Source organism: Streptococcus mitis (genome assembly GCF_047465045.1).
GTDB lineage: Bacteria > Bacillota > Bacilli > Lactobacillales > Streptococcaceae > Streptococcus > Streptococcus mitis_DT.
On the sequence record NZ_JASHAR010000001.1, the window covers coordinates 148,376 to 172,744 of the forward strand.

Consider the following 24,369-nt stretch of genomic DNA (forward strand, 5'->3'; position numbering starts at 1 on the left):
CCACTCGATGAGTGGCTTTTTTACAATCCAGCGAAATCTTTGATTTCTTGTGCTGACATTGAAGAGTCGCAACGGACATTGATTTGTCCATCCGCAATGTGAACAAATCCTGGTACAGTTGGGATTCCGTAGCGTGAGCGGAATGCTTGCAACTCATTGAGTTGGCTTGGTTCTTCACTATTGATGAAGTAGATGTGGGCTTTGGTTTCAGCTACGACACCTGCCAAAGTACCTGCAAATTTACGGCAGTAAGGGCAAGTTTTGCGACCAATAAAGAAGGTTGCAGTTTCTTTTTTATCAAGAGCTTCTTGCGCACGCGCAACTGTAGTGACTTCAAGGTTTTTGATATTATCTAAAAATTGTTCCATGAGATTACCTCGCTTTCATTGATAAGTCTAGTATGCCATAAAGTTTCTAAAATTGCTTAGATTTGATACGAAAAAAAGATGAGATTAGTTAGTCTCATCTTTTATAGGACCTTATTTTACAAAAGCATTAATTTCTGCTTCAATGTTAGCAATCTTAGCTTGTGATTCTTCGTTTGTTTCACCTACAACTGCAATGTAGAACTTGATTTTTGGTTCTGTACCTGAAGGGCGAACGGCAATCCATGAACCGTCAGCAAGTGTGTATTTCAACACATCACTTGGAGGAGTTGTTAAGTTTGTAACGGTACCGTCAGCAGCAGTAGCAGTTTGTGCCTTGAAGTCTTCTACGACAGTGATAGCTGTTGTGTTCCATTCTTTTGGAGCATTGTTACGGAATTTAGCCATAATCGCTTTGATTTGTTCAGCACCATCGACGCCAGAAAGGGTAACAGAGATAGTCTTTTCAGCGTAGTAGCCGTACTCTTTGTAGATTTCTTCGATACCGTCTGCAAGTGTCAAACCACGTGAACGGTAGTAGGCAGCAAGTTCAGCAACGACAAGGACGGCTTGGATTGCATCTTTATCACGTACAAATGGTTTAATCAAGTAACCGAAGCTTTCTTCAAATCCCATCATGTAAGTGTGATTGTGTTTTTCTTCGAATTCTTGGATTTTTTCAGCGATGAATTTGAAACCAGTCAAGACGTTGAACATAGTTGCGCCGTAGCTTTCAGCAATCTTCGTTACCAAGTCAGTTGATACGATAGATTTACATAGGGCTGCATTTTCAGGAAGAGTTCCAGCGTTTTTGTGGGCTTCCAATATGTATTTAGCCATGATAGCACCGATTTGGTTACCTGAAAGGTTGAGGTAGCTACCATCTTTTTGAAGAACTTCAACACCAACACGGTCAGCGTCAGGGTCAGTTGCGACAAGAACATCCGCACCAACTTGACGACCAAGTTCTTCAGCAAGGGCAAAGGCTGCTTGGCTTTCTGGGTTTGGAGATTTTACAGTTGAGAAGTCAGGGTCAGCAGTTGCTTGTGTTTCAACGACTTGAACTGAGTCAAATCCTGCTTGGGCAAGAGCACGACGAGCCAACATTTCACCAGTACCATGAAGTGGTGTATAGACAATTTTCATGTCTTTACCAAATTCTTCAATCAAGGCTGGGTTGATGTTTACGTCCTTAACCTCTTTAAGGTATTCTACGTCAACAGCTTCGCCGATAACTTCAATCAAGCCAGAAGCTTTTTCAGCTTCCACATCAGCAACTTCAACTGCAAATGGGTTTTCGATAGCACGGATATAAGTAGTCAACGCGTCCGCATCGTGTGGAGGCATTTGTCCACCGTCTTCACCGTAAACCTTGTAACCGTTAAATGGAGCAGGGTTGTGGCTGGCTGTGACCATAATACCTGCGAAACAGTTGAGGTGACGAACTGCAAATGAGAGTTCTGGAGTTGGACGAAGGCTTTCAAATACATAAGATTTGATACCATGTTTAGCAAGAACTGCAGCAGATTCAAAGGCAAACTCTGGTGAGAAGTGACGGCTATCGTAGGCGATTGCCACACCACGTTCTTTTTCATTTCCACCTTTAGACTCAATCAAACGAGCCAATCCTTCAGTAGCTTGGCGAACAACGTAGATGTTGATGCGGTTTGTACCAGCACCAATCAAGCCACGCATACCCGCAGTACCAAATTCAAGATTTGTATAGAAGGCATCTTCCTTAGTTTTTTCGTCCATATTTTCCAAATCTTGACGAAGGTAGTCAGGAAGCTCCGCAAAATCAACCCATTTCTGGTAATTTTCTTGGTAAGACATTGAAATTCTCCTTTTTGTAAATTGTTTTAACCGTTCACATTATAGCACTTTTTAGCGTTTTAGTAAAACGGTAGCATAATTTTCAGAAAAGTAGTGACATATGCCGGTTTATCAAGTCTTGAATGCCTTAGGGAAACATGCTATACTGTTTGTATGATTATTTTACAAGCTAATAAAATTGAACGTTCTTTTGCAGGAGAGGTTCTTTTTGATAATATTAATCTGCAGGTTGATGAACGTGATAGGATTGCCCTTGTTGGGAAAAATGGTGCAGGTAAGTCTACTCTTTTGAAGATTTTAATTGGAGAAGAGGAGCCAACTAGCGGAGAAATCAATAAGAAAAAAGATATTTCTCTATCTTACCTAGCCCAAGATAGCCGTTTTGAGTCTGAAAATACCATCTACGATGAGATGCTTCATGTCTTTGATGACCTGCGTCGGACTGAGAAACAACTGCGTCAGATGGAGTTGGAGATGGGTGAAAAGTCTGGTGAGGAATTGAATAAGCTGATGTCAGATTACGACCGCTTATCTGAAAATTTTCGTCAGGCAGGTGGCTTTACCTATGAAGCTGATATTCGAGCGATTTTAAATGGATTTAAGTTTGACGAGTCTATGTGGCAGATGAAAATTGCTGAGCTTTCTGGTGGTCAAAATACTCGTTTGGCACTTGCTAAAATGCTCCTTGAAAAGCCCAATCTCTTGGTCTTGGACGAGCCAACCAACCACTTGGATATCGAAACCATTGCCTGGCTAGAGAATTACTTGGTAAACTATAGCGGTGCCCTCATTATTGTCAGTCACGACCGTTACTTCTTGGACAAGGTTGCGACAATTACGCTGGATTTGACCAAGCATTCCTTGGATCGTTATGTGGGGAATTACTCTCGTTTTGTTGAGTTAAAGGAGCAAAAGCTAGCTACTGAGGCAAAAAACTATGAAAAGCAACAGAAGGAAATCGCAGCTCTGGAAGACTTTGTCAATCGTAATCTAGTCCGAGCTTCAACGACCAAACGTGCCCAATCTCGACGCAAACAACTGGAAAAAATGGAGCGTTTGGACAAGCCTGAAGCTGGTAAGAAAGCAGCCAACATGGCTTTCCAGTCTGAAAAAACGTCTGGTAATGTTGTTTTGACTGTTGAAAATGCAGCTATTGGCTATGATGGGGAAGTACTGTCAGATCCTATCAATCTAGACCTTCGCAAGATGAATGCTGTTGCTATTGTTGGACCAAACGGTATTGGAAAATCAACCTTTATCAAGTCGATAGTAGACCAGATTCCTTTTATCAAGGGTGAAAAGCGCTTTGGTGCCAATGTTGAGGTGGGTTACTATGACCAAACCCAAAGTAAGCTGACACCAAGTAATACTGTATTAGATGAGCTCTGGAATGATTTTAAACTGACACCAGAAGTTGAAATCCGTAACCGTCTAGGTGCCTTCCTTTTCTCTGGTGATGATGTTAAAAAATCAGTCGGCATGCTGTCAGGTGGCGAGAAAGCTCGTTTGCTTTTGGCTAAATTGTCTATGGAAAACAATAACTTCTTGATTCTGGATGAGCCAACCAACCACTTGGATATTGATAGCAAGGAAGTGCTAGAAAATGCCTTGATTGACTTTGATGGAACCTTGCTTTTTGTCAGCCACGACCGTTACTTTATCAATCGTGTAGCAACTCATGTTCTAGAATTGTCTGAGAATGGTTCGACTCTCTACCTTGGAGATTACGACTATTATGTTGATAAAAAGGCTGAAATGGAAGTCAGTCTTACAGAGGAAGCTTTAACCAGCAATCAAGTAAAAGAAGCAAGCTCAGTTAATGACTATCAAGCTCAGAAAGAAAGTCAAAAAGAAGTTCGTAAACTTATGCGACAAATCGAAAGTCTAGAAGCTGAAATTGAAGAGCTAGAAAGTCAAAGTCAAGCCATTTCTGAACAAATGTTGGAAACAAACGATGCCGAAAAACTCATGGAATTGCAGGCTGAGTTGGACAAAATCAGCCACCGTCAGGAAGAAGCTATGCTTGAATGGGAAGAATTATCAGAGCAGGTGTAAAGATGGAACATCTTGGAAAAGTATTTCGTGAATTTCGGACAAGTGGAAATTATTCTTTAAAGGAGGCGGCAGGTGAGTCTTGCTCTACCTCTCAGTTATCTCGCTTTGAGCTTGGGGAGTCTGACCTAGCGGTCTCACGTTTCTTTGAGATTTTGGATAATATTCATGTGACCATTGAAAATTTCATGGACAAGGCTAGGGATTTTCACAATCATGAACATGTTGCCATGATGGCACAGATTATCCCACTTTACTACTCAAATAATATTTCAGGTTTTCAAAAGCTTCAAGAAGAACAACTTGAAAAGGCTAAGAGTTCGACAAATCCTCTCTATTTTGAGCTGAACTGGATTTTGCTACAAGGTCTGATTTGTCAAAGAGATTCGACTTATGAGATGAAGCAGAATGATTTGGATAAGGTAGCAGATTATCTCTTCAAAACAGAAGAATGGACCATGTATGAGTTGATTCTGTTTGGTAACCTCTATAGTTTCTACGATGTGGATTATGTTACTCGGATTGGTAGAGAAGTTATGGAGAGAGAAGAATTTTACCAAGAGATTGGTCGCCATAAGAGATTAGTGTTGATTTTGTCCCTCAATTGTTACCAGCATTGTTTAGAGCATCTTTCTTTTGACAATGCAAGCTATTTTGAGACTTATACAGAGAAGATTATTGGTAAAGGTATTAAGCTTTATGAGCGTAATGTTTTTCATTATTTAAAAGGCTTTGCCTTGTATCAAAAGGGACAGTGTAAAGTCGGTTGTAAGCAGATGCAAGAAGCCATGCATATTTTTGACCTACTAGGTCTTCCAGAGCAAGTAGCCTACTATCAGGAACACTACGAGAAATTTGTCAAAGATTAATTTTCCCAAATATGGGAAAAATGAGAAACTCCTCCAAGTTTTGATACAATAGTTTCAAAATTTGAGAGGAGTTTTTATGAATCGATACGCAGTACAGTTGATTAGTCGAGGAGCTATAAACAAGATAGGAAATATGCTCTATGATTATGGAAACAGTGTTTGGTTGGCATCAATGGGAACGATAGGACAGACAGTTCTAGGGATTTATCAGATTTCTGAACTCGTCACATCTATTCTAGTCAATCCCTTTGGTGGAGTTATATCAGACCGTTTTTCTCGTCGTAGGATTTTAATGTCGACAGACCTTGTTTGTGGGATTCTTTGTCTGTCTATTTCTTTTATAAGGAATGACAGCTGGATGATTGGGGCTTTGATTGTTGCCAATATTGTTCAGGCTATTGCTTTTGCCTTTTCTAGACCTGCAAATAAGGCCATTATCACAGAATTGGTAGAGAAGGATGAGCTGGTCCTCTACAATTCTCGTTTGGAGTTGGTCTTGCAAGTTGTCAGTGTGAGTTCTCCTGCACTCTCTTTTCTGGTCTTACAATTCGCAAGTCTTCGCATTACCTTGGTATTAGATGCCCTTAGTTTTTTTCTCGCTTTTGGTTTGGTAGCCTTGCTTCCAAAGAAAGAAGAGAAGACTTTGGGTGAAAAGAAACTCACATTCAGAGTTATTTTTTCTGATATCAAGGAGGGGGTTCACTATATTGTGAAGCAAAAGGAAATCTTCTTTTTATTAGTCATGGCTTCAAGTGTCAATTTTTTCTTCGCAGCCTTTAATTATCTCCTTCCCTTTTCAAATCAGCTATATGGAGTACAAGGTTCCTATGCCACTATTTTGACAATGGGTGCTATCGGATCTATTGTTGGGGCTTTGTTAGCTAGTAAGATTAAAGCTAGTATGGAAAAGCTTTTGTTGTTATTAGCTCTGACTGGACTTGGAGTGATGATAATGGGATTCGACTTCCCCACCTATCTTGCTTTTTCAGGGAATTTCATTTGTGAACTATTTATGACGATTTTCAATATTCACTTTTTTACTCAAGTACAAACCAAGGTTGATGGTGAATATCTGGGCAGAGTCCTTAGTTCGATTTATACCTTAGCTATACTATTTATGCCAATTGCAACAGGTTTAATGACCTTGCTTCCAAGTGTTCATCTTTATTCTTTCTTGATTATAGGACTAGGAGTTGTTGCTTTATCTTTCTTAGCTCTAGGCTATGTACGAACTCATTTTAAAAAAGAGATATAAGTATGTTTGAGTTTTAAAAATAATTCCAATCTAAGTGTTTTTTCCGCCCTTCTCGTTTGTGAGGAGGGCTTAGTTTATGGTAAAATGGTTTTATGAATAAAAGAATGAATGAGTTAGTCGCCTTGCTTAATCGCTATGCGACTGAGTACTATACCAGCGACAATCCGTCGGTTTCAGACAGTGAGTATGACCGCCTTTACCGTGAGTTGGTTGAGTTGGAGGCTGCCTATCCAGATCAAGTATTAGCAGACAGTCCGACCCATCGTGTTGGTGGCAAGGTTTTAGATGGTTTTGAAAAATACAGTCATCAGTATCCTCTTTATAGTTTGCAGGATGCTTTTTCACGTGAGGAGCTTGAAGCTTTTGATGCGCGTGTTCGTAAGGAAGTGCCTCATCCAACCTATATTTGTGAGCTGAAAATCGATGGCTTGTCTATCTCGCTGACTTATGAAAAGGGGATTTTAGTTGCTGGGGCAACACGTGGAGATGGTTCTATTGGTGAAAATATCACAGAAAATCTTAAGCGTGTTAAGGATATTCCTTTGACCTTGCCAGAAGAACTTGATATTACAGTTCGTGGGGAATGTTATATGCCACGCTCTTCTTTTGACCAGGTTAACCAAGCTCGCCAAGAAAATGGAGAGCCTGAATTTGCAAATCCTCGTAATGCGGCAGCAGGCACACTACGTCAGCTGGATACAGCAGTAGTAGCCAAGCGCAATCTTGCAACATTCCTCTATCAAGAAGCCAGCCCTTCAACTCGTGATAGCCAAGAAAAGGTTTTGAAGCACCTAGAACAACTTGGTTTTGTAGTCAATCCTAAGAGAATCTTGGCTGAAAACATAGATGAAATCTGGGATTTTATCCAAGAAGTAGGGCAAGAAAGGGAACATCTGCCTTATGATATTGATGGGGTAGTGATCAAGGTCAACGACTTAGCAGGTCAAGAAGAACTTGGTTTTACTGTTAAGGCTCCAAAATGGGCAGTAGCCTACAAGTTTCCTGCAGAAGAAAAAGAAGCCAAACTTTTATCAGTTGACTGGACAGTTGGCCGTACGGGTGTTGTAACCCCAACTGCAAATCTGACACCTGTTCAGCTTGCTGGTACGACTGTTAGCCGTGCGACCCTGCACAATGTGGATTATATTGCTGAAAAAGATATCCGCAAAGACGATACGGTTATCGTTTATAAGGCTGGTGACATCATCCCTGCTGTTTTGCGTGTGGTAGAGTCTAAACGTCTTTCTGAAGAAAAACTAGATATTCCATCACATTGCCCAAGTTGTGACAGTCACTTGCTTCATTTTGAAGATGAGGTGGCTCTCCGTTGTATCAATCCACGTTGCCCTGCCCAAATTATGGAAGGTTTGATTCACTTTGCTTCTCGAGATACTATGAATATTACAGGACTTGGTCCATCTATTGTTGAGAAGCTTTTCGCTGCTAATTTAGTCAAGGATGTGGCGGATATTTACCGTTTGAAAGAAGAAGATTTCCTCCTTTTAGAGGGGGTTAAGGAAAAGTCTGCTGCTAAACTGTATCAGGCCATCCAAGCATCTAAGGAAAATTCTGCTGAAAAGCTCTTGTTTGGTTTGGGCATTCGTCATGTCGGAAGCAAGGCCAGTCAGCTGTTACTTCAACATTTCCACTCGATTGAAAATCTGGCTCAGGCAGATTCAGATGAAGTGGCTAGTATTGAAAGTCTGGGTAGTGTGATTGCCAAGAGTCTTCAGACATATTTTGCGACAGAAGGCTCTGAAATTCTCCTCAAAGAATTGAAAGAAGCTGGGGTCAATCTGGACTATAAAGGACAGACGGTAGTGGCAGATGCGGCCTTGTCAGGTTTGACCGTTGTATTGACTGGAAAATTGGAACGGCTCAAGCGCTCAGAAGCTAAAAATAAACTCGAAAGTTTGGGTGCTAAAGTGACTGGCAGTGTTTCTAAAAAGACCGACCTCGTCGTGGCAGGTGCAGATGCTGGAAGTAAACTTCAAAAAGCACAAGAACTTGGTATTGAAGTTCGAGATGAAGCTTGGCTCGAAAGTTTGTAAAGAATAGTAGAAGGCTAGATGTTAGATAGTCTGAAACTGTCTATCCTGAAGTGTTTTGACATGAATTGAGTCTATCTTGAGTCAGAAATTAAATTGCTGAATCTATCAGCACCACATAAAAAATTAAATTAAAATTAGAAATTAGGAAAAGAAATGTTAAATTACCCTGTAGTCATCCATTTTCATCGAAAAAACGGGGATTATGCAGCCTGTTCATTTAGTAGAAAACAGGCGGACAATGTTGAAAAATTGTATTATGAAAATAACTTTTTTGGAGCAAAGTTCTCCTTCACAGTTACAAGTCAAGAAAAGTTAGAAAACCTGAAGTTTTCTGTCGAGATTGATGGGACAGTTAAGGAATATTCCGTGCGTTATAACTACTATCCGCTTCTGACAGAAGTTTGGATTTTAGAGGGCGACGAGACTGTTTATTATTCTGAAAACCCAGCCATTGCTAGTCCTTACTACAAAGATCAAAATCCATTTGCTTTTGATAGAGCAATACATAGCGCTAGTTTTGATCACCACTGGGGCTACCAAGGAGAACTAGGTTACAGTCTTTCAGATTATCAGACTAGCTTTAAACTTTGGGCTCCTACGGCTACTGCTGTACAGGTGGTTGTCTACGAAAATACCAGCAACGACGCTCCGATTTGGAAAACCTTTAATCTAGAGCGTGGTAATAGCTATTCATACAGTCATAAGTACAATACCATTGGTGTTTGGAGTCTAGACTTAGATGAAAATCTTGCTGGCAAGGCTTATCAGTATCAGATTGACTTTCCTCACCACCAGACTGTGACGAGAGATCCTTACACGATTGCCACAAGTCCTGACGGCAAACGTTCCGTAATTCTTTCTCATCAAGACAGACAAGTAGAAGGATTTGTGGTCAAACATGGAACAGAAGCGCCTTGGCGTTTGGAAAATCCATGTAAAGCAGTTATCTGTGAAATGCATATCCGAGATTTAACCAAATCTCCGACCTCTGGAGTTGCAGAGCATCTCCGTGGAACCTTCCTTGGTGCTGCCCAGACTGGAACTGTAAACCAATTCGGACAAGCAACCGCCTTTGACTATATCAAAGAACTTGGCTGCAACTATGTTCAACTCCAGCCTATCTTTGATCGCCATAAGGAATACGATGAGGATGGAAATGTAACCTATAACTGGGGTTATGACCCTCAAAACTACAATGCACCAGAACCAAGTTTTTCTAGTAATCCAGATGATCCAGGGCAGGTCATTCGTGATTTGAAGACCATGGTTCAAGCCTATCACGATGCGGGGATTGGTGTCATTATGGACGTGGTTTATAATCACACCTTTTCAACGGTTGATGCACCTTTCCAAACAACTGTCCCTGATTACTACTATCGTATGAATCCAGACGGTACCTTCCAGAATGGAACAGGTGTTGGAAATGAAACAGCCAGTGAACACGAAATGTTCCGCAAGTACATGATTGATTCTCTTCTATACTGGGTACAGGAATACAATATTGACGGCTTCCGTTTTGACTTGATGGGTATTCATGATGTCAAAACCATGCAAGCGATTCGTTGGGCGCTAGATGAGGTTGATCCCCGTATTATCACTTATGGAGAAGGCTGGGATATGGGAACAGGTCTTGCAACTTATGATAAGGCCAAGAAGGATAATGCCTACCAAATGCCAAATATCGGATTCTTCAATGATAATCAGCGTGATGCGGTCAAAGGAGGAGAAGTTTATGGTGCAATCAAGTCAGGATTTGTAAGTGGTGCAGCCACTGAACCAATCATTGCCAAGGCCATTCTTGGTAGCCGAGAATTGGGTTCTTATCTCAGTCCAAACCAGGTTCTCAACTATGTTGAAGCCCATGACAATTACAATCTTCATGATTTGTTGGCGACTCTTCATCCTGATCAAAGTTCAGACCAGATTATGCGCAAGGTTGAGACAGCGACAGCAATGAACCTTCTCATGCAAGGAATGTCCTTTATGGAAATTGGCCAAGAATTTGGTCGAACCAAATTAATTCCGACGGGTGAACATGGACAACTCACTTCGGCAGACCGAGAACGTGCTATGAATAGTTACAACGCTCCTGACAGTGTTAACCAAATAAACTGGGATTTAATCAATGAAAGACAAGAAAGCATTGACTTTGTCCGTCAAATTATTCGACTGAAAACACAGACTAGCGCCTTTTCTTATCCTACATACGAAGAAGTTTACCGTCATGTCTTTGTCCACACAGCTGCAGAAAATAGCGGATGGATTGTTTACGAGATTCACGGGGGACCAGAACATCTATTGGTAGTATTCAATGCCAAGGGAACTTCCTTATACTTTGAAAATGCAGGAAATTTAGCCATGTTGGTAACCAACAGTCGCTCAAAAGAAGACAATGTTATAGATGATATTAGTCTAGCTGTCTTGACTGTTTTATAATACCATCTATCTCGCTATTTTAACACAGCAAAATTCTCAGTTATGAGCATTACTAAAAAATCCATTCATTGAAATTGAATGAATAGAAAGAGCTTAGCTAACAGCTCGCCTGTATAGAAAATTTGATAAATATTTTCACGAAACAACGCACCCTATCAAAGTGTTTGAACACTTGATAGGGTGTCTTTTTATTATAAAGACTTTTACCTAGACTCTGTTTCAGTAATCTATGTTAGTTATAGGTCTAATGAACTGAATCGAGAATAGTACAATGTTGCTTCTAAAACGTTGTTATAAATTTATTTTAATTTCAACCCCAAATTGTTCATTTCTTGTTTCATTTTATTATAGTACTAATTTATGCTCTTCGAAAATTTCTTCAAAGTATATCAGTTTCGCCTTGACCGAGCTAGATTCCTAGTCTGATTTTTTTATTTTTATTGGGTATACTTTGAAAAATCAAGTTTGTGAAAATAATCTCAAAAAACTTGCAAAAAGTGTTGTGATTTTCTGAAAATTTGGTAAAATATGTCTTAATCATTTTCAGGAGGATGAGAATTTGACAAGATATCAGAATTTAGTAAATGGAAAATGGAAATCAGCTGAACAAGAAATTACGATTTATTCACCAATCAATCAAGAAGAATTAGGGACTGTTCCAGCTATGACTCAGGCAGAAGTAGATGAGGCTATGAAAGCTGCGCGTGCAGCTTTGCCTGCGTGGCGAGCTTTATCAGCAGTTGAACGCGCGGCTTATTTGCACAAAACAGCAGCTATTTTAGAGCGTGATAAGGAAGAAATTGGGACTATACTTGCCAAAGAAGTGGCAAAGGGAATTAAAGCAGCTATTGGAGAAGTGGTGCGTACCGCAGACTTGATTCGCTATGCTGCTGAAGAAGGTCTCCGTATCACTGGACAAGCAATGGAAGGTGGCGGTTTTGAAGCAGCAAGTAAAAATAAATTGGCCGTTGTTCGTCGCGAGCCAGTTGGTGTCGTGCTGGCTATCGCTCCCTTTAATTATCCAGTTAATTTATCTGCTTCTAAAATTGCACCTGCCTTGATTGCAGGGAATGTAGTCATGTTTAAGCCACCAACACAAGGTTCTATTTCTGGGCTCTTGTTGGCTAAAGCGTTTGAAGAAGCAGGGATTCCGGCTGGTGTTTTCAATACCATTACGGGTCGTGGTTCAGAAATTGGGGATTATATCATTGAACACAAAGAAGTCAACTTCATCAACTTTACAGGTTCAACTCCTATCGGAGAACGTATTGGTCGTTTAGCTGGTATGCGTCCAATCATGTTGGAGCTTGGTGGGAAAGATGCAGCCTTAGTACTAGAAGATGCAGATTTGGAACATGCTGCCAAGCAAATTGTTGCGGGTGCCTTTAGCTATTCAGGTCAACGTTGCACAGCCATTAAACGTGTTATTGTTATCGAAAGTGTAGCAGATACACTAGCTGCTTTGCTTCAAGCAGAGGTTACTAAATTAACAGTTGGCGATCCATTCGACAATGCTGATATCACACCAGTTATCGACAATGCTTCAGCAGACTTTATTTGGGGCTTGATTGATGATGCACAAGAAAAAGGTGCTCAGGCTCTTACACCAATCAAACGCGAAGGCAATCTTCTATGGCCAGTGCTTTTTGACCAAGTTACAAAAGATATGAAAGTGGCATGGGAAGAGCCATTTGGTCCTGTTTTACCAATTATCCGTGTGGCTAGTGTAGAGGAAGCCATTGCCTTTGCCAACGAATCTGAATTCGGCCTTCAATCCTCAGTCTTTACAAATGATTTCAAAAAAGCATTTGAAATTGCTGAAAAACTTGAAGTGGGTACAGTTCATATAAATAATAAAACCCAGCGTGGTCCAGATAATTTCCCATTCCTTGGTGTCAAAGGTTCTGGCGCTGGAGTGCAAGGAATTAAATATAGTATTGAAGCGATGACAAATGTCAAATCCATTGTTTTTGATGTGAAATGAAATGTAAAATCAGGAGATTCGTTTCCTGATTTATTTTTTTACTTAAAATTATATTTTTTGTTAGCTAAATAACGAACTTTGTGATAGTATTATTAAAAAACAATTCGTTTTCAAAGCGTTTCTGAAAATTTCTTGATTTACAAGTGAACACATCAGTGAATTTGTTGAAGACTTTCAAAAGATTTTTTTGCAAATTCCGTAATTTACTTGAATCTTCCCTAAAAAGGTAGTATAATAAATCTATAGAAAACGCTTACAGAATTAGGAGGGTGTATGGATAAGAATAATGCTTTAAAAACCTTTATGACAGGTGAAAATTTTCACCTCCAGCACTATCTGGGAGCTCATAGGGAAGAAAAAAATGGAGAGTATGGCTATACTTTTCGTGTGTGGGCGCCTAATGCTCAGGCTGTTCACTTGGTAGGGGATTTCACCAATTGGGTTGAAAATCAAATTCCAATGGAACGAAATGAATTTGGGATCTGGGAAGTCTTTACCACTCTTGCTCAAGAAGGCCAAATTTATAAGTATCATATCACACGATCAAACGGTCATCAGTTGATGAAGATTGACCCTTTGGCTGTAAGGTATGAGGCACGACCTGGTACTGGGGCTATTTTAACAGAGATTCCAGAAAAGAAATGGAAGGATGGTCTCTGGCTAGCCCGTAGAAAACGCTTGAGCTTTGAAGAGCGTCCTGTCAATATTTACGAGGCTCATGCTGGCTCTTGGAAGAGAAATCCTGATGGCAGCCCCTATAGTTTTTCTCAATTGAAAGATGAACTCATTCCTTACTTGGTTGAGATGAACTATACTCACATTGAGTTTATGCCTTTGATGTCTCACCCACTAGGTTTGAGTTGGGGCTATCAGCTTATGGGTTACTTTGCTCTAGAGCATGCCTATGGTCGTCCTGAAGAATTTCAAGATTTTGTTGAGGAATGTCACTTAAACAATATTGGGGTTATTGTAGACTGGGTACCTGGTCATTTCACCATTAATGATGATGCCTTAGCTTATTATGACGGGACACCGACTTTTGAGTACCAAGACCATAATAAGGCTCATAACTATGGTTGGGGCGCTCTCAATTTTGACCTTGGAAAAAATGAAGTCCAGTCCTTCTTGATTTCTAGTATTAAGTTTTGGATTGACTTTTACCATCTAGATGGTATTCGTGTGGATGCTGTCAGCAATATACTCTATTTAGACTACGATGATGCTCCATGGACACCTAATAAAGATGGTGGCAATCTCAACTATGAGGGATATTATTTCCTTCAACGCTTGAATGATGTGATTAAACTAGTTCATCCAGATGTGATGATGATTGCAGAAGAAAGTTCATCAGCTACTCAGATTACTGACACTAAGGATTCAGATGGTCTAGGATTTGACTACAAGTGGAATATGGGCTGGATGAATGATATCCTCCGATTCTACGAAGAAGATCCGATTTACCGTAAATATGACTTTAATCTGGTGACTTTCAGCTTTATGTATGTCTTCAAGGAAAACTATCTCCTACCATTCTCGCACGATGAAGTGGTTCACGGTAAGAAGAGTATGATGCATAAGATGTGGGGAGATCGCTACAATCAATTCGCAGGCTTGCGCAATCTCTACACTTACCAAATTTGTCACCCAGGTAAAAAATTGCTTTTCATGGGTAGTGAATATGGGCAATTCCTAGAATGGAAATCTGAAGAACAGTTGGAATGGTCAAACCTAGAAGATCCAATGAATGCGAAGATGAAGTATTTCACTTCTCAGCTAAACCAGTTTTACAAAGATCATCGCTGTTTGTGGGAAATCGATACCAGCTATGATGGTATTGAAATCATTGATGCGGATAATCGAGACCAGAGTGTTCTTTCTTTCATCCGTAAGGGTAAGAAGGACGATATGCTAGTCTGCGTCTTTAACATGGCACCAGTTGAACGAAAAGATTTTACAATCGGACTTCCTGTTGCAGGGATTTACGAAGAAGTCTGGAATACTGAGTTAGAAGAGTGGGGAGGCGTTTGGAAAGAACATAATCAAACTGTGCAAACGCAAGAAGGACTATGGAAAGATTATGAGCAGACCTTGACCTTTACCCTACCGGCTATGGGAGCAAGTGTTTGGAAAATCAAACGTCGCTTAAAACCTACTAAAACCGTCACAAGTAAAAACCAAAAAGGAGTAGAAAATGAAGAATGAAATGTTAGCTTTGATTCTTGCTGGTGGGCAAGGAACTCGTCTCGGTAAACTCACTCAAAGCATTGCAAAACCAGCTGTGCAATTTGGTGGGCGCTACCGTATCATTGACTTTGCTCTTTCAAACTGTGCCAACTCAGGCATCAACAATGTTGGAGTCATTACACAGTACCAACCACTTGCTCTCAACAACCATATCGGGAATGGTTCAAGCTGGGGACTAGATGGTATCAATTCTGGTGTCTCTATTCTTCAACCTTATTCTGCAAGTGAAGGAAATCGTTGGTTCGAAGGGACTAGTCACGCTATTTACCAAAATATCGATTATATCGACAGTGTCAATCCTGAGTATGTTTTGATTCTATCTGGGGACCACATCTATAAAATGGACTATGATGATATGCTCCAGTCACACAAGGATAACAATGCTAGTTTGACAGTAGCAGTTCTTGATGTTCCTCTTAAGGAAGCTAGCCGTTTTGGTATTATGAACACAGATGCCAATAACCGCATTGTTGAATTTGAAGAAAAACCAGCTCAACCTAAATCTACAAAAGCTTCTATGGGAATTTACATTTTTGATTGGCAACGTCTGCGCAATATGCTTGTTACTGCTGAAAAGAGCAATGTCGATATGTCAGACTTCGGTAAGAATGTCATTCCAAATTACCTTGAGTCAGGTGAAAGTGTCTATGCATATGAGTTTAATGGCTACTGGAAAGATGTTGGTACTATTGAGTCACTTTGGGAAGCTAACATGGAATATATTTCACCAGAAAATGCCTTGGATAGCCGTAACCGTCAATGGAAGATTTACTCAAGAAACTTAATTTCACCACCAAACTTCCTTGGGGCAAATGCTCATGTGGAAGATTCCTTGGTTGTCGATGGCTGTTTCGTAGATGGAACTGTTAAACATTCTATCCTCTCAACAGGTGCGCAAGTTCGCGAAGGGGCAGAAGTAGTAGATTCAGTTATCATGAGTGGTGCAATTGTCGGTCAGGGAGCTAAAATCAAACGTGCCATTATTGGTGAAGGTGCAGTTATTTCTGATGGTGTCGAAATTGATGGAACAGAAGAAGTACAAGTTGTAGGATATGATGAAGTAGTGGGGGTAGCAACAGATGAAGATTGATAAATATTCTGCCATTTTAGGAAACACAGTTGGTTTTCATGATATGTCAACACTGACAGACCACCGTCCAGTAGCTAGTTTGCCATTTGGTGGTAAATATCGCTTGATTGACTTCCCGCTTTCAAGTCTTGCTAATGCTGGTGTCCGTAGTATTTTTGGTATTTTCCAACAAGACAATATCAGCTCAGTCTTTGACCATATCCGTTCAGGACGTGAGTGGGGCTTGTCAACTCTTCTTAGCCACTATTATCTAGGTATTTACAATACTCGTGTGGAAAGTAGTACAGTTGGAAAAGAATACTACCAACAACTTCTTACTTACTTGAAACGTTCTGGCTCAAACCAAACAGTTTCACTCAACTGTGATGTTTTGATTAATATTGATTTGAACCAAGTTTTCCATCTACATAGTACAACAAAAGGGCCTATCACTGTAGTTTATAAAAAACTAGCTAAGAAAGACATTTCAGAAGTAAACGCAATCTTGGAAGTGGATGAAACAGACCATGTTCGTTCTCATAAACTCTTTGATAGTAAATCATCAGATGAAGTTTACAATATGTCGACAGATATCTTTGTCGTTGATACCCCTTGGTTGATTGAACGCTTAGAAGAAGAGGCTAAGAAAGAACATCCAGAGAAGTTGCGCTATGTTTTACGGGATTTGGCTGCAAAAGAAGGGGCTTTTGCCTACGAGTACACAGGCTACCTAGCCAACATTCATTCTGTAGAGTCTTATTATAAAGCGAATATCGATATGCTTGAATCGCAAAAGTTCTATTCTCTCTTCTCACCAAACCAAAAGATTTATACAAAGGTCAAAAACGAAGAGCCAACTTACTATGCCAATACATCTAAGGTAAGTACTTCTCAGTTTGCTTCTGGTAGTATTGTTGAAGGTCAAGTGGCTAATTCTGTTTTATCACGTAATATTCATGTCCATAAGGATAGCTTGGTTAAAGATAGCATCTTATTCCCTCGTGTTGTTATTGGAGAAGGTGCTCAGGTAGAATACGCTATATTGGACAAGGGTGTTGAAGTTGCGGATGGAGTAGTGATCCGTGGAACTGCAGAACATCCAGTCGTCGTTAAGAAAGGTGCTAAAGTAACAGAGGATATTCATTCATGAAAATTTTATTTGTAGCAGCAGAGGGTGCACCCTTTTCAAAAACAGGTGGTTTGGGAGACGTCATTGGCGCTCTTCCAAAATCACTGGTAAAAGCTGGGCACGAAGTTGCAGTGATTTTACCCTACTATGACATGGTAGAGGCTAAATTTGGAAATCAGATTGAAGATGTTCTTCATTTTGAGGTGAGCGTCGGTTGGCGCAGACAGTACTGTGGGATTAAGAAAACCGTCTTAAACGGTGTAACCTTCTACTTTATTGACAACCAATATTATTTCTTCCGTGGCCATGTTTACGGTGATTTTGACGATGGGGAACGCTTCGCTTTCTTCCAACTGGCTGCCATTGAGGCTATGGAAAGGATTGACTTTATCCCTGACCTTCTCCATGTTCATGACTACCATACAGCCATGATACCTTTCTTGTTAAAGGAAAAATACCGTTGGATTCAAGCCTATCAAGGAATTAAAACTGTTTTAACCATTCATAATTTAGAATTCCAAGGACAATTTTCAGAAGGAATGTTATGGGATTTGTTTGGAGTTGGCTTTGAGCGTTATGCTGATGGTACCCTTCGCTGGAATAACTGTCTGAACTGGATGAAGGCTGGTATTCTCTATGCGGATCGTGTTTCAACCGTTTCGCCTAGCTATGCTCATGAAATTATGACTAGTCAGTTTGGATGTAACTTGGATCAGATTCTTCGAATGGAGTCTGGTAAGGTCTCTGGTATCGTAAATGGGATTGATGCTGACCTTTATAATCCTCAGACGGATGCCCTTTTAGACTATCATTTTAATCAGGAAGATTTGTCTGGGAAGGCCCAGAATAAGGCAAAATTGCAAGAAAGAGTTGGCTTACCCGTTAGGACTGATGTTCTACTGGTGGGAATTGTTTCTCGTTTGACACGTCAAAAAGGTTTTGATGTGGTGGTGGAAAGTTTGCACCATATCTTGCAAAATGATATTCAGATTGTTCTTTTGGGAACTGGAGATCCAGCCTTTGAAGGAGCTTTCTCATGGTTTGCTCAAATCTACCCAGACAAGCTATCAGCAAATATCACTTTTGATGTCAAACTAGCTCAAGAAATCTACGCTGCTTGTGACCTCTTCCTTATGCCAAGTCGTTTTGAACCATGTGGTTTGTCTCAAATGATGGCTATGCGTTACGGAACCTTGCCATTGGTCCATGAAGTTGGTGGGTTGCGAGATACCGTTAAAGCCTTTAATCCAATTGAAGGAAGCGGTACTGGCTTTAGCTTTGACAATCTATCTCCTTACTGGTTGAATTGGACTTTCCAAACAGCTTTGGACTTGTATAGAAAGCATCCTGATGTTTGGAGAAGTCTACAAAAACAAGCTATGGAGTGTGATTTCTCATGGGATACAGCCTGCAGGTCATACCTTGACTTGTACCATAGTTTAGTTAATTAATAGATAAAATCGTATGATGACTTCATACGATTTTTGGGCTATTTAGAGAGGAGAACTGATGTCTCAAGTAAAAGGTTTGTGTGTTATGGATGTTGATGGAACCTTAATCCTAGAAGAAATGATTGATCTTTTGGGTAGAGAGGCAGGTCGTGAGGAGGAAATTTCGCAGATTACAAGTCGGGCAATGCGAGGAGAGTTGAACTTTGAAAGCAGTTTACGAGACAGAGTGTCCTTCTTGGAAGGCCTTCCTATTTCGGTCTTTGATAAAGTCTTCAAGTCTATTCATCTATCGCCAAATGCACAGAAATTTATTTCCATTCTCCAAAAGAATGGAATCCTAGTAGGTCTGGTGTCCGGTGGTTTTACTCCAATAGTTGAGAGATTAGCAAAATCTCTTGGAGTTGCCTATTTCTCTGCCAACCAACTTGAAATCAAAGATGGTCTTTTAGCAGGAAAATTAGTTGGACAAATTATCAATCCCGAGATCAAAAAAGAGACTCTGGAAAAATGGAGAGAGGAACTAAAACTTCCTCAAGAAAGAACTGTTGCAATCGGTGACGGGGCTAATGACTTATTAATGTTGAAGTCGGCAGGACTGGGAATTGCTTTTTGTGCCAAAGAAGTACTGAAACAAGAAATACCAAACCATGTTGACAAGAGGGATTTTTTAGAAGTTCTTCCCTTGATTGACTGTTTAGAATGAGGTGAAATATGAAGATTGTAATTGCACCAGATTCATTTAAGGAAAGCTTGACAGCTCAACAGGTAGCTGAAGCAATAAAAAGAGGCTTCCAACAATCGATAGCAGATGTAGAATGTCTCCTCTGCCCTGTTGGTGATGGGGGAGAAGGTACAGTAGATTCCATTCGACATTCTCTTGACCTTGAAGAAAAATGGATCCAAGTGACAGGAGCTTTTGGACAAAAAGAAGCCATGCGCTATTTTCAAAAAAGTCAACTGGCACTATTTGAAGTTTCGGATTTTGTTGGCTTTGGAAAAATTCCGATAGAGAAACGAAATCCACTTCAAATCCAAACTTGTGGTATTGGAGAGTTGATTCGTCATCTCATTGCTCAAGGGATTAAAGAAATCTATATCGGCGTTGGTGGCACGGCCAGTAATGATGGCGGTATTGGTATTGCTGCTGGATTGGGGTATCAATTTTATGACAAGGATGGAAATGTATTGCCTGCATGCGGTCAGTCCTTATTAAACTTAGCTTCTGTTTCAACAGAAAATCGCTATGAAATTCCTGAAGATGTTCAAATTCGTATTTTAGCAGATGTCGTAAGTCCTTTATGTGGTCATCAAGGTGCGACTTACACTTTTGGCAAGCAAAAAGGCCTACATCCTACTATGTTTGCAGTCGTAGATCAGGCAATACAAGATTTTTATGAAAAAATCTTACCTGCAACATTGGAAATTAAAGGAGCAGGAGCTGGTGGAGGTCTTGCTGGCGGTTTGTGTGCCTTTGCTCGGGCAAATATCGTATCTGGAATTGATACCTGCTTGAACTTAATCAACTTTGATAAGAAAGTTTCACATGCTGACTTGGTTGTTGTAGGAGAAGGAAGGCTAGATCGTCAAAGTTTAGCAGGTAAAGCCCCTATAGGTGTTGCAAAAAGAACCCCTGTCGGAGTTCCTGTCATTGCTATTTGTGGTAGTCTTGCTGAAGATTTACCTTCTCTACCATTTGAAAATATCCAAGCTGCCTTTTCTATTTCAGAGAAAAGCGGACCTCTAGAAGATAGTTTGAAAAATGCCAGTCTCTATTTGGAGCGCACGGCTGCCAATATTGGGCGTTTATTAAGTATGCGCAATGTTTAGCCAAACCATTTCTTCCATAAGGATGTTTTGGCTGGTTCTTCCTTTTTACCTTCCCAAAGTTTTGCAAAAGCAAGTCGAAGATTCTTTTCTTCTACTTGAACTGGTGCATTGGTGTGGATAATCAGGCCAAAAGGAGAAGAAGTATGCTCTTCAGATACAATGGTAGCTTGACTATCAGTTTCTTTTGCTTCTTTTAAGTAGAAAACTTGTTTGTCAAATTCGATAGTTGGTGAAATCTTCACAAATAGTGGCTCTGCTTTTTCCTGAAGATTTTCTAAAATAGATAAAAAACCTTTTTCTAACTGAGGGCTATTTGCTGTGTCAATATCTGCATATCCAAGAACTCTTTCCTCAAAAGTACCAAGATAGCGTCTTTGCTCATCCGGATTTAATTTTGGCCCACCATGAGCTTTTTCAAGTAATTGTTTTGATAAATCTGTCATGAAAACAGTATATCATAAAAGTTAGAATAAAACAGACAAAAGAAAGCGATTACTTTATAAAGTTAAGGAAAATTTGCACAAAGATAACGTTTTTTCTTGAAAAAGGAGGGGTTTTAAGGTATTATAGAGGTGTAAAAAATTTAACTCATAAGGAGAGTAAAAAATGTCAATTATTACTGATGTTTACGCTCGCGAAGTCCTAGACTCACGCGGTAACCCAACACTTGAAGTAGAAGTTTACACTGAATCAGGTGCTTTCGGACGTGGTATGGTTCCATCAGGAGCTTCTACTGGTGAACACGAAGCAGTTGAACTTCGCGACGGTGACAAATCTCGTTACGGTGGTCTTGGTACACAAAAAGCTGTTGACAACGTAAACAACATCATTGCTGAAGCTATCATTGGCTACGATGTACGTGATCAACAAGCTATCGACCGTGCTATGATCGCTCTTGACGGTACTCCTAACAAAGGTAAATTGGGTGCAAACGCAATCCTTGGTGTGTCTATCGCTGTAGCTCGTGCTGCTGCTGACTACCTTGAAATCCCACTTTACAGCTACCTAGGTGGATTCAACACTAAAGTTCTTCCAACTCCAATGATGAACATCATCAACGGTGGTTCTCACTCTGACGCTCCAATCGCTTTCCAAGAATTCATGATCGTACCTGCTGGTGCGCCATCATTCAAAGAAGCTCTTCGTTGGGGTGCTGAAATCTTCCATGCTCTTAAGAAAATCCTTAAATCTCGTGGTTTGGAAACAGCCGTAGGTGACGAAGGTGGATTTGCTCCTCGTTTTGAAGGAACTGAAGACGGAGTTGAAACTATCCTTGCTGCTATCGAAGCTGCTGGGTATGTTCCTGGTAAAGACGTATTTATCGGATTTGACTGTGCTTCATCAGAATTCTACGATAAAGAACGTAAAGTTTACGACTACACTAAATTCGAAGGTGAAGGAGCAGCTGTACGTACTGCTGCAGAACAAATCGATTACCTTGAAGAATTGGTAAACAAATACCCAATCATCACTATCGAAGATGGTATGGATGAAAATGACTGGGACGGTTGGAAAGCTCTTACTGAACGTCTTGGTGGTAAAGTTCAATTGGTTGGTGACGACTTCTTCGTAACAAACACTTCTTACCTTGAAAAAGGTATTGCAGAAGGTGCTGCTAACTCAATCCTTATCAAAGTTAACCAAATCGGTACTCTTACTGAAACATTCGACGCTATCGAAATGGCGAAAGAAGCTGGTTACACTGCCGTTGTATCACACCGTTCAGGTGAAACTGAAGATTCAACAATCGCTGACATCGCAGTTGCAACTAACGCAGGACAAATCAAAACAGGTTCACTTTCACGTACAGACCGTATCGCTAAATACAACCAATTGCTTCGCATCGAAGACCAACTTGGTGAAGTAGCAGAATACCGTGGATTGAAATCATTCTACAACTTGAAAAAATAATCTAATTTCTAGATTAGATGGCGTAAAGCCTTTAAAATAAGCACTTTGGGGCGCTTTCCCTTAGTGCTTTTTCTTATTTTACTACCCTTTTAGTTACCCGATAGTAATTTTAAGTATAGTAAGAGGGTAGTCACTGATCGTGACACCCTTTATAAATTATTGATGGCTGTTTCATAATTTGAGACAGCTTTTTTTGCGTTTTCTTGGTTTGTATGCCAGTATACATTTTCAGTCACTAATAAGTTAGAGTGTCCCAATCTGTATTGGACATCTTTAGGGCTAGTCTGAGCGTATAACATCATAGTGGTATGTGTATGGCGGAAACCGTGGAATGATACATTCGTTACACCAGCATTCTCAAAATGCTTATTTAGGCGTTTGCGTAAGTTGCAAGCATAAGCATATTTTTCTGTAAATACAGAGAATACGACCGTTTCAGTACGACCTAATTTCCAAGACTGAATTTGTTGACGATTCTTGTATTGTTTAAGTAAAAGTAGGGTAGCTTTGTCTATTGGTATATCACGATAACCAGCGTTTGATTTAGGCGAATTAATTTCTTGATAGCGGTTTAATGTCTTATTGATACTGATAACACCGCTTTCTAGGTCAATATCAGACCATTCAAGAGCCAGAGCCTCACTAATACGGCAACCAGTGGCCAGTAAAGTCTTATACAGGACAACATCAAATAGGTTTTCATAATTTGATTGATCCAGAGTATCTAAATAATTCAGAAACTGTTTTAATTCTTTGTTGTCTAAGTATTTGACAGCAGCCTTTTCTTTTTGCTGTTTGCGTGGAACGATGACATCATTAGCTGGGTTGTATTGTATTACCTGGATAGCTACGCCATATTTCAAAATACGCTTATTAATGTTATGGAGCAAGGAGTAGTTAGCAAATGCTCCTTTTTCGCCTTTATTTGCCTTGTCAGCCCATTTGTTTACTTGCTGTTGAAGAATAGGCGTAGTGAGTTTAGATAGCTTGTAATCGCCAAATACAGGCGATAAATGCACTCTAACCAATCCATCCATAGATTGGCGAGTATTTGGCTTAACTGTATTCTTGTAACTATCCCACCAAACTTTTACAAGCTCATTGTATGTTGTAATTGTCGGCTTGTCTTTAACTGTATAGCCATTAGCAGCAAAAGTATTGATCGCATCACGCGCTTTTACTTTAACTCCCTTTTTAGTGGTTGCTGTAACAGTTGTACGGGCTTTTTTGCCCGTTAGTTGGTCAACACCTAGATAAACACTAGCATAATAAACTCTTTGGCCATTCTTTTTGATTTTCTCTTTGATATTCATGTATTTGTACCTTTCTTTCCATCAGCAGGCAAGGCGCGTGGTTTTGTTAGGTATTTATACATGATGTTTAAAGTTATTTATTTTCTTTTGATGAGTTATTACTTAAACCAACGATAATATTATAGATTGATTTTTTTTCATCTAGTGGCAAAAAGGCATACCTAGCCAATATATCCCTATAAGGAGGAACTAAATAGCATAATGCTTGATAGTATTTTTCCAACGCCTTTTCACCACTACCTAAATCACCAAAAGTATCACTATTATCGTTTGCACGAATGAACTCTTTTTCAAATTCAATAATTTGTTCTTCATCTACAAAAGTTAATAAGTATGTGTACGCCATTGCTTTAGTATCACTATCTGTATCGGTTATCAAATCGCTATAACCTAGTAAGTGAGGAATTGATACTCCAAAATAGTCAGCAAGTACCTGAGCAGCATCGGATTTTATATCAGTTTCTCCATTCTCCCAACGTTGTATGGTTCTATAAGGGATTTTAGTTTCATTAGCAAGTTCTCTTTGAGTAAGATTATTTTCTTTTCGTAATTGCTTAATTCTATTCATCTTATACATCCT

General features: G+C 39.9%; 18 protein-coding genes. 13 read left to right on the plus strand and 5 right to left on the minus strand.

Annotated features, from left to right (window positions below):
- Window positions 1-20 precede the first annotated feature (20 nt).
- A complete protein-coding gene (locus tag QM409_RS00720) occupies window positions 21-368 on the minus strand; it encodes a thioredoxin (RefSeq protein WP_004254233.1) in 348 nt (115 codons plus the stop codon).
- A gap of 111 nt (window positions 369-479) precedes the next feature.
- On the minus strand, window positions 480-2,198 hold the full coding sequence (locus tag QM409_RS00725) for a phospho-sugar mutase (protein ID WP_414304957.1): 1,719 nt from the start codon (window positions 2,196-2,198) through the stop codon (window positions 480-482).
- A 153-nt stretch (window positions 2,199-2,351) separates the two neighbouring features.
- On the opposite strand from QM409_RS00725, the gene abc-f reads away from it, so the two are divergent.
- The 12 genes from abc-f (at window position 2,352) to QM409_RS00785 (ending at window position 20,565) form a co-directional block, all read left to right on the plus strand.
- Window positions 2,352-4,253, plus strand: a complete 1,902-nt coding sequence (gene abc-f, locus QM409_RS00730) for a ribosomal protection-like ABC-F family protein (protein ID WP_414304956.1) — start codon at window positions 2,352-2,354, stop codon at window positions 4,251-4,253.
- A 2-nt stretch (window positions 4,254-4,255) separates the two neighbouring features.
- Entirely contained in the window at window positions 4,256-5,119 is an 864-nt protein-coding gene (locus tag QM409_RS00735; RefSeq protein WP_414305018.1) for a MutR family transcriptional regulator, read from the plus strand.
- Window positions 5,120-5,195: 76 nt separating this feature from the next.
- Window positions 5,196-6,374 (plus strand): MFS transporter, encoded by a 1,179-nt coding sequence (locus QM409_RS00740; RefSeq protein WP_049544240.1) that lies wholly within the window; start codon window positions 5,196-5,198, stop codon window positions 6,372-6,374.
- Window positions 6,375-6,466: 92 nt separating this feature from the next.
- Window positions 6,467-8,425 (plus strand): NAD-dependent DNA ligase LigA, encoded by a 1,959-nt coding sequence (ligA, locus tag QM409_RS00745; protein ID WP_261049675.1) that lies wholly within the window; start codon window positions 6,467-6,469, stop codon window positions 8,423-8,425.
- A 153-nt stretch (window positions 8,426-8,578) separates the two neighbouring features.
- On the plus strand, window positions 8,579-10,861 hold the full coding sequence (gene pulA / locus QM409_RS00750) for a type I pullulanase (RefSeq protein ID WP_414304955.1): 2,283 nt from the start codon (window positions 8,579-8,581) through the stop codon (window positions 10,859-10,861).
- 559 nt (window positions 10,862-11,420) lie between these two features.
- Window positions 11,421-12,845, plus strand: coding sequence for an NADP-dependent glyceraldehyde-3-phosphate dehydrogenase (locus QM409_RS00755; protein ID WP_414304954.1), 1,425 nt, complete (start codon window positions 11,421-11,423; stop codon window positions 12,843-12,845).
- A 273-nt stretch (window positions 12,846-13,118) separates the two neighbouring features.
- On the plus strand, window positions 13,119-15,047 hold the full coding sequence (gene glgB / locus QM409_RS00760; RefSeq protein WP_045611743.1) for a 1,4-alpha-glucan branching protein GlgB: 1,929 nt from the start codon (window positions 13,119-13,121) through the stop codon (window positions 15,045-15,047).
- Window positions 15,037-16,179, plus strand: coding sequence for a glucose-1-phosphate adenylyltransferase (locus QM409_RS00765; protein ID WP_049491443.1), 1,143 nt, complete (start codon window positions 15,037-15,039; stop codon window positions 16,177-16,179). Before glgB ends, QM409_RS00765 begins: the two co-directional genes overlap by 11 nt.
- Window positions 16,169-17,308: a glucose-1-phosphate adenylyltransferase subunit GlgD gene (glgD, locus tag QM409_RS00770; protein WP_049491441.1), complete on the plus strand. Its 1,140-nt coding sequence runs from the start codon at window positions 16,169-16,171 to the stop codon at window positions 17,306-17,308. The genes QM409_RS00765 and glgD overlap by 11 nt, the downstream gene beginning before the upstream one ends.
- Window positions 17,305-18,738: a glycogen synthase GlgA gene (glgA, locus tag QM409_RS00775; RefSeq protein WP_414304953.1), complete on the plus strand. Its 1,434-nt coding sequence runs from the start codon at window positions 17,305-17,307 to the stop codon at window positions 18,736-18,738. The genes glgD and glgA overlap by 4 nt, the downstream gene beginning before the upstream one ends.
- A gap of 58 nt (window positions 18,739-18,796) precedes the next feature.
- The gene (serB, locus tag QM409_RS00780; protein ID WP_414304952.1) at window positions 18,797-19,441 is read left to right on the plus strand and encodes a phosphoserine phosphatase SerB; all 645 of its coding nucleotides are present in this window, start codon (window positions 18,797-18,799) and stop codon (window positions 19,439-19,441) included.
- A gap of 8 nt (window positions 19,442-19,449) precedes the next feature.
- Window positions 19,450-20,565, plus strand: coding sequence for a glycerate kinase (locus QM409_RS00785; RefSeq protein ID WP_414304951.1), 1,116 nt, complete (start codon window positions 19,450-19,452; stop codon window positions 20,563-20,565).
- Here QM409_RS00785 and QM409_RS00790 read toward each other — a convergent pair.
- Window positions 20,562-21,008 (minus strand): DUF1694 domain-containing protein, encoded by a 447-nt coding sequence (locus QM409_RS00790; RefSeq protein ID WP_414304950.1) that lies wholly within the window; start codon window positions 21,006-21,008, stop codon window positions 20,562-20,564. The two genes, QM409_RS00785 and QM409_RS00790, sit on opposite strands and share 4 nt — an antisense overlap.
- A 163-nt stretch (window positions 21,009-21,171) precedes the next feature.
- Between QM409_RS00790 and eno the strand changes: the two genes are divergently transcribed.
- Window positions 21,172-22,476, plus strand: a complete 1,305-nt coding sequence (eno, locus tag QM409_RS00795) for a surface-displayed alpha-enolase (protein WP_000022821.1) — start codon at window positions 21,172-21,174, stop codon at window positions 22,474-22,476.
- 149 nt (window positions 22,477-22,625) lie between these two features.
- Here the strand turns inward: eno and QM409_RS00800 are convergent, their stop codons facing one another.
- Both QM409_RS00800 and QM409_RS00805 read right to left on the minus strand, forming a co-directional pair.
- Window positions 22,626-23,789 (minus strand): tyrosine-type recombinase/integrase, encoded by a 1,164-nt coding sequence (locus QM409_RS00800; RefSeq protein ID WP_414304949.1) that lies wholly within the window; start codon window positions 23,787-23,789, stop codon window positions 22,626-22,628.
- 73 nt (window positions 23,790-23,862) lie between these two features.
- On the minus strand, window positions 23,863-24,357 hold the full coding sequence (locus tag QM409_RS00805; protein ID WP_414304948.1) for a helix-turn-helix domain-containing protein: 495 nt from the start codon (window positions 24,355-24,357) through the stop codon (window positions 23,863-23,865).
- Window positions 24,358-24,369 lie beyond the last annotated feature (12 nt).

Coding starts and splice junctions, on each gene's coding strand:
- abc-f (WP_414304956.1), top strand. CDS start 2,352: ATGATTATTTTACAAGCTAATAAAATTGAACGTTCTTTTGCAGGAGAG.
- QM409_RS00720 (WP_004254233.1), bottom strand. CDS start 368: ATGGAACAATTTTTAGATAATATCAAAAACCTTGAAGTCACTACAGTT.
- eno (WP_000022821.1), top strand. CDS start 21,172: ATGTCAATTATTACTGATGTTTACGCTCGCGAAGTCCTAGACTCACGC.
- glgD (WP_049491441.1), top strand. CDS start 16,169: ATGAAGATTGATAAATATTCTGCCATTTTAGGAAACACAGTTGGTTTT.
- QM409_RS00785 (WP_414304951.1), top strand. CDS start 19,450: ATGAAGATTGTAATTGCACCAGATTCATTTAAGGAAAGCTTGACAGCT.
- QM409_RS00765 (WP_049491443.1), top strand. CDS start 15,037: ATGAAGAATGAAATGTTAGCTTTGATTCTTGCTGGTGGGCAAGGAACT.
- QM409_RS00735 (WP_414305018.1), top strand. CDS start 4,256: ATGGAACATCTTGGAAAAGTATTTCGTGAATTTCGGACAAGTGGAAAT.
- QM409_RS00725 (WP_414304957.1), bottom strand. CDS start 2,198: ATGTCTTACCAAGAAAATTACCAGAAATGGGTTGATTTTGCGGAGCTT.
- QM409_RS00800 (WP_414304949.1), bottom strand. CDS start 23,789: ATGAATATCAAAGAGAAAATCAAAAAGAATGGCCAAAGAGTTTATTAT.
- glgA (WP_414304953.1), top strand. CDS start 17,305: ATGAAAATTTTATTTGTAGCAGCAGAGGGTGCACCCTTTTCAAAAACA.
- pulA (WP_414304955.1), top strand. CDS start 8,579: ATGTTAAATTACCCTGTAGTCATCCATTTTCATCGAAAAAACGGGGAT.
- ligA (WP_261049675.1), top strand. CDS start 6,467: ATGAATAAAAGAATGAATGAGTTAGTCGCCTTGCTTAATCGCTATGCG.
- glgB (WP_045611743.1), top strand. CDS start 13,119: ATGGATAAGAATAATGCTTTAAAAACCTTTATGACAGGTGAAAATTTT.
- QM409_RS00790 (WP_414304950.1), bottom strand. CDS start 21,008: ATGACAGATTTATCAAAACAATTACTTGAAAAAGCTCATGGTGGGCCA.
- serB (WP_414304952.1), top strand. CDS start 18,797: ATGTCTCAAGTAAAAGGTTTGTGTGTTATGGATGTTGATGGAACCTTA.
- QM409_RS00805 (WP_414304948.1), bottom strand. CDS start 24,357: ATGAATAGAATTAAGCAATTACGAAAAGAAAATAATCTTACTCAAAGA.
- QM409_RS00740 (WP_049544240.1), top strand. CDS start 5,196: ATGAATCGATACGCAGTACAGTTGATTAGTCGAGGAGCTATAAACAAG.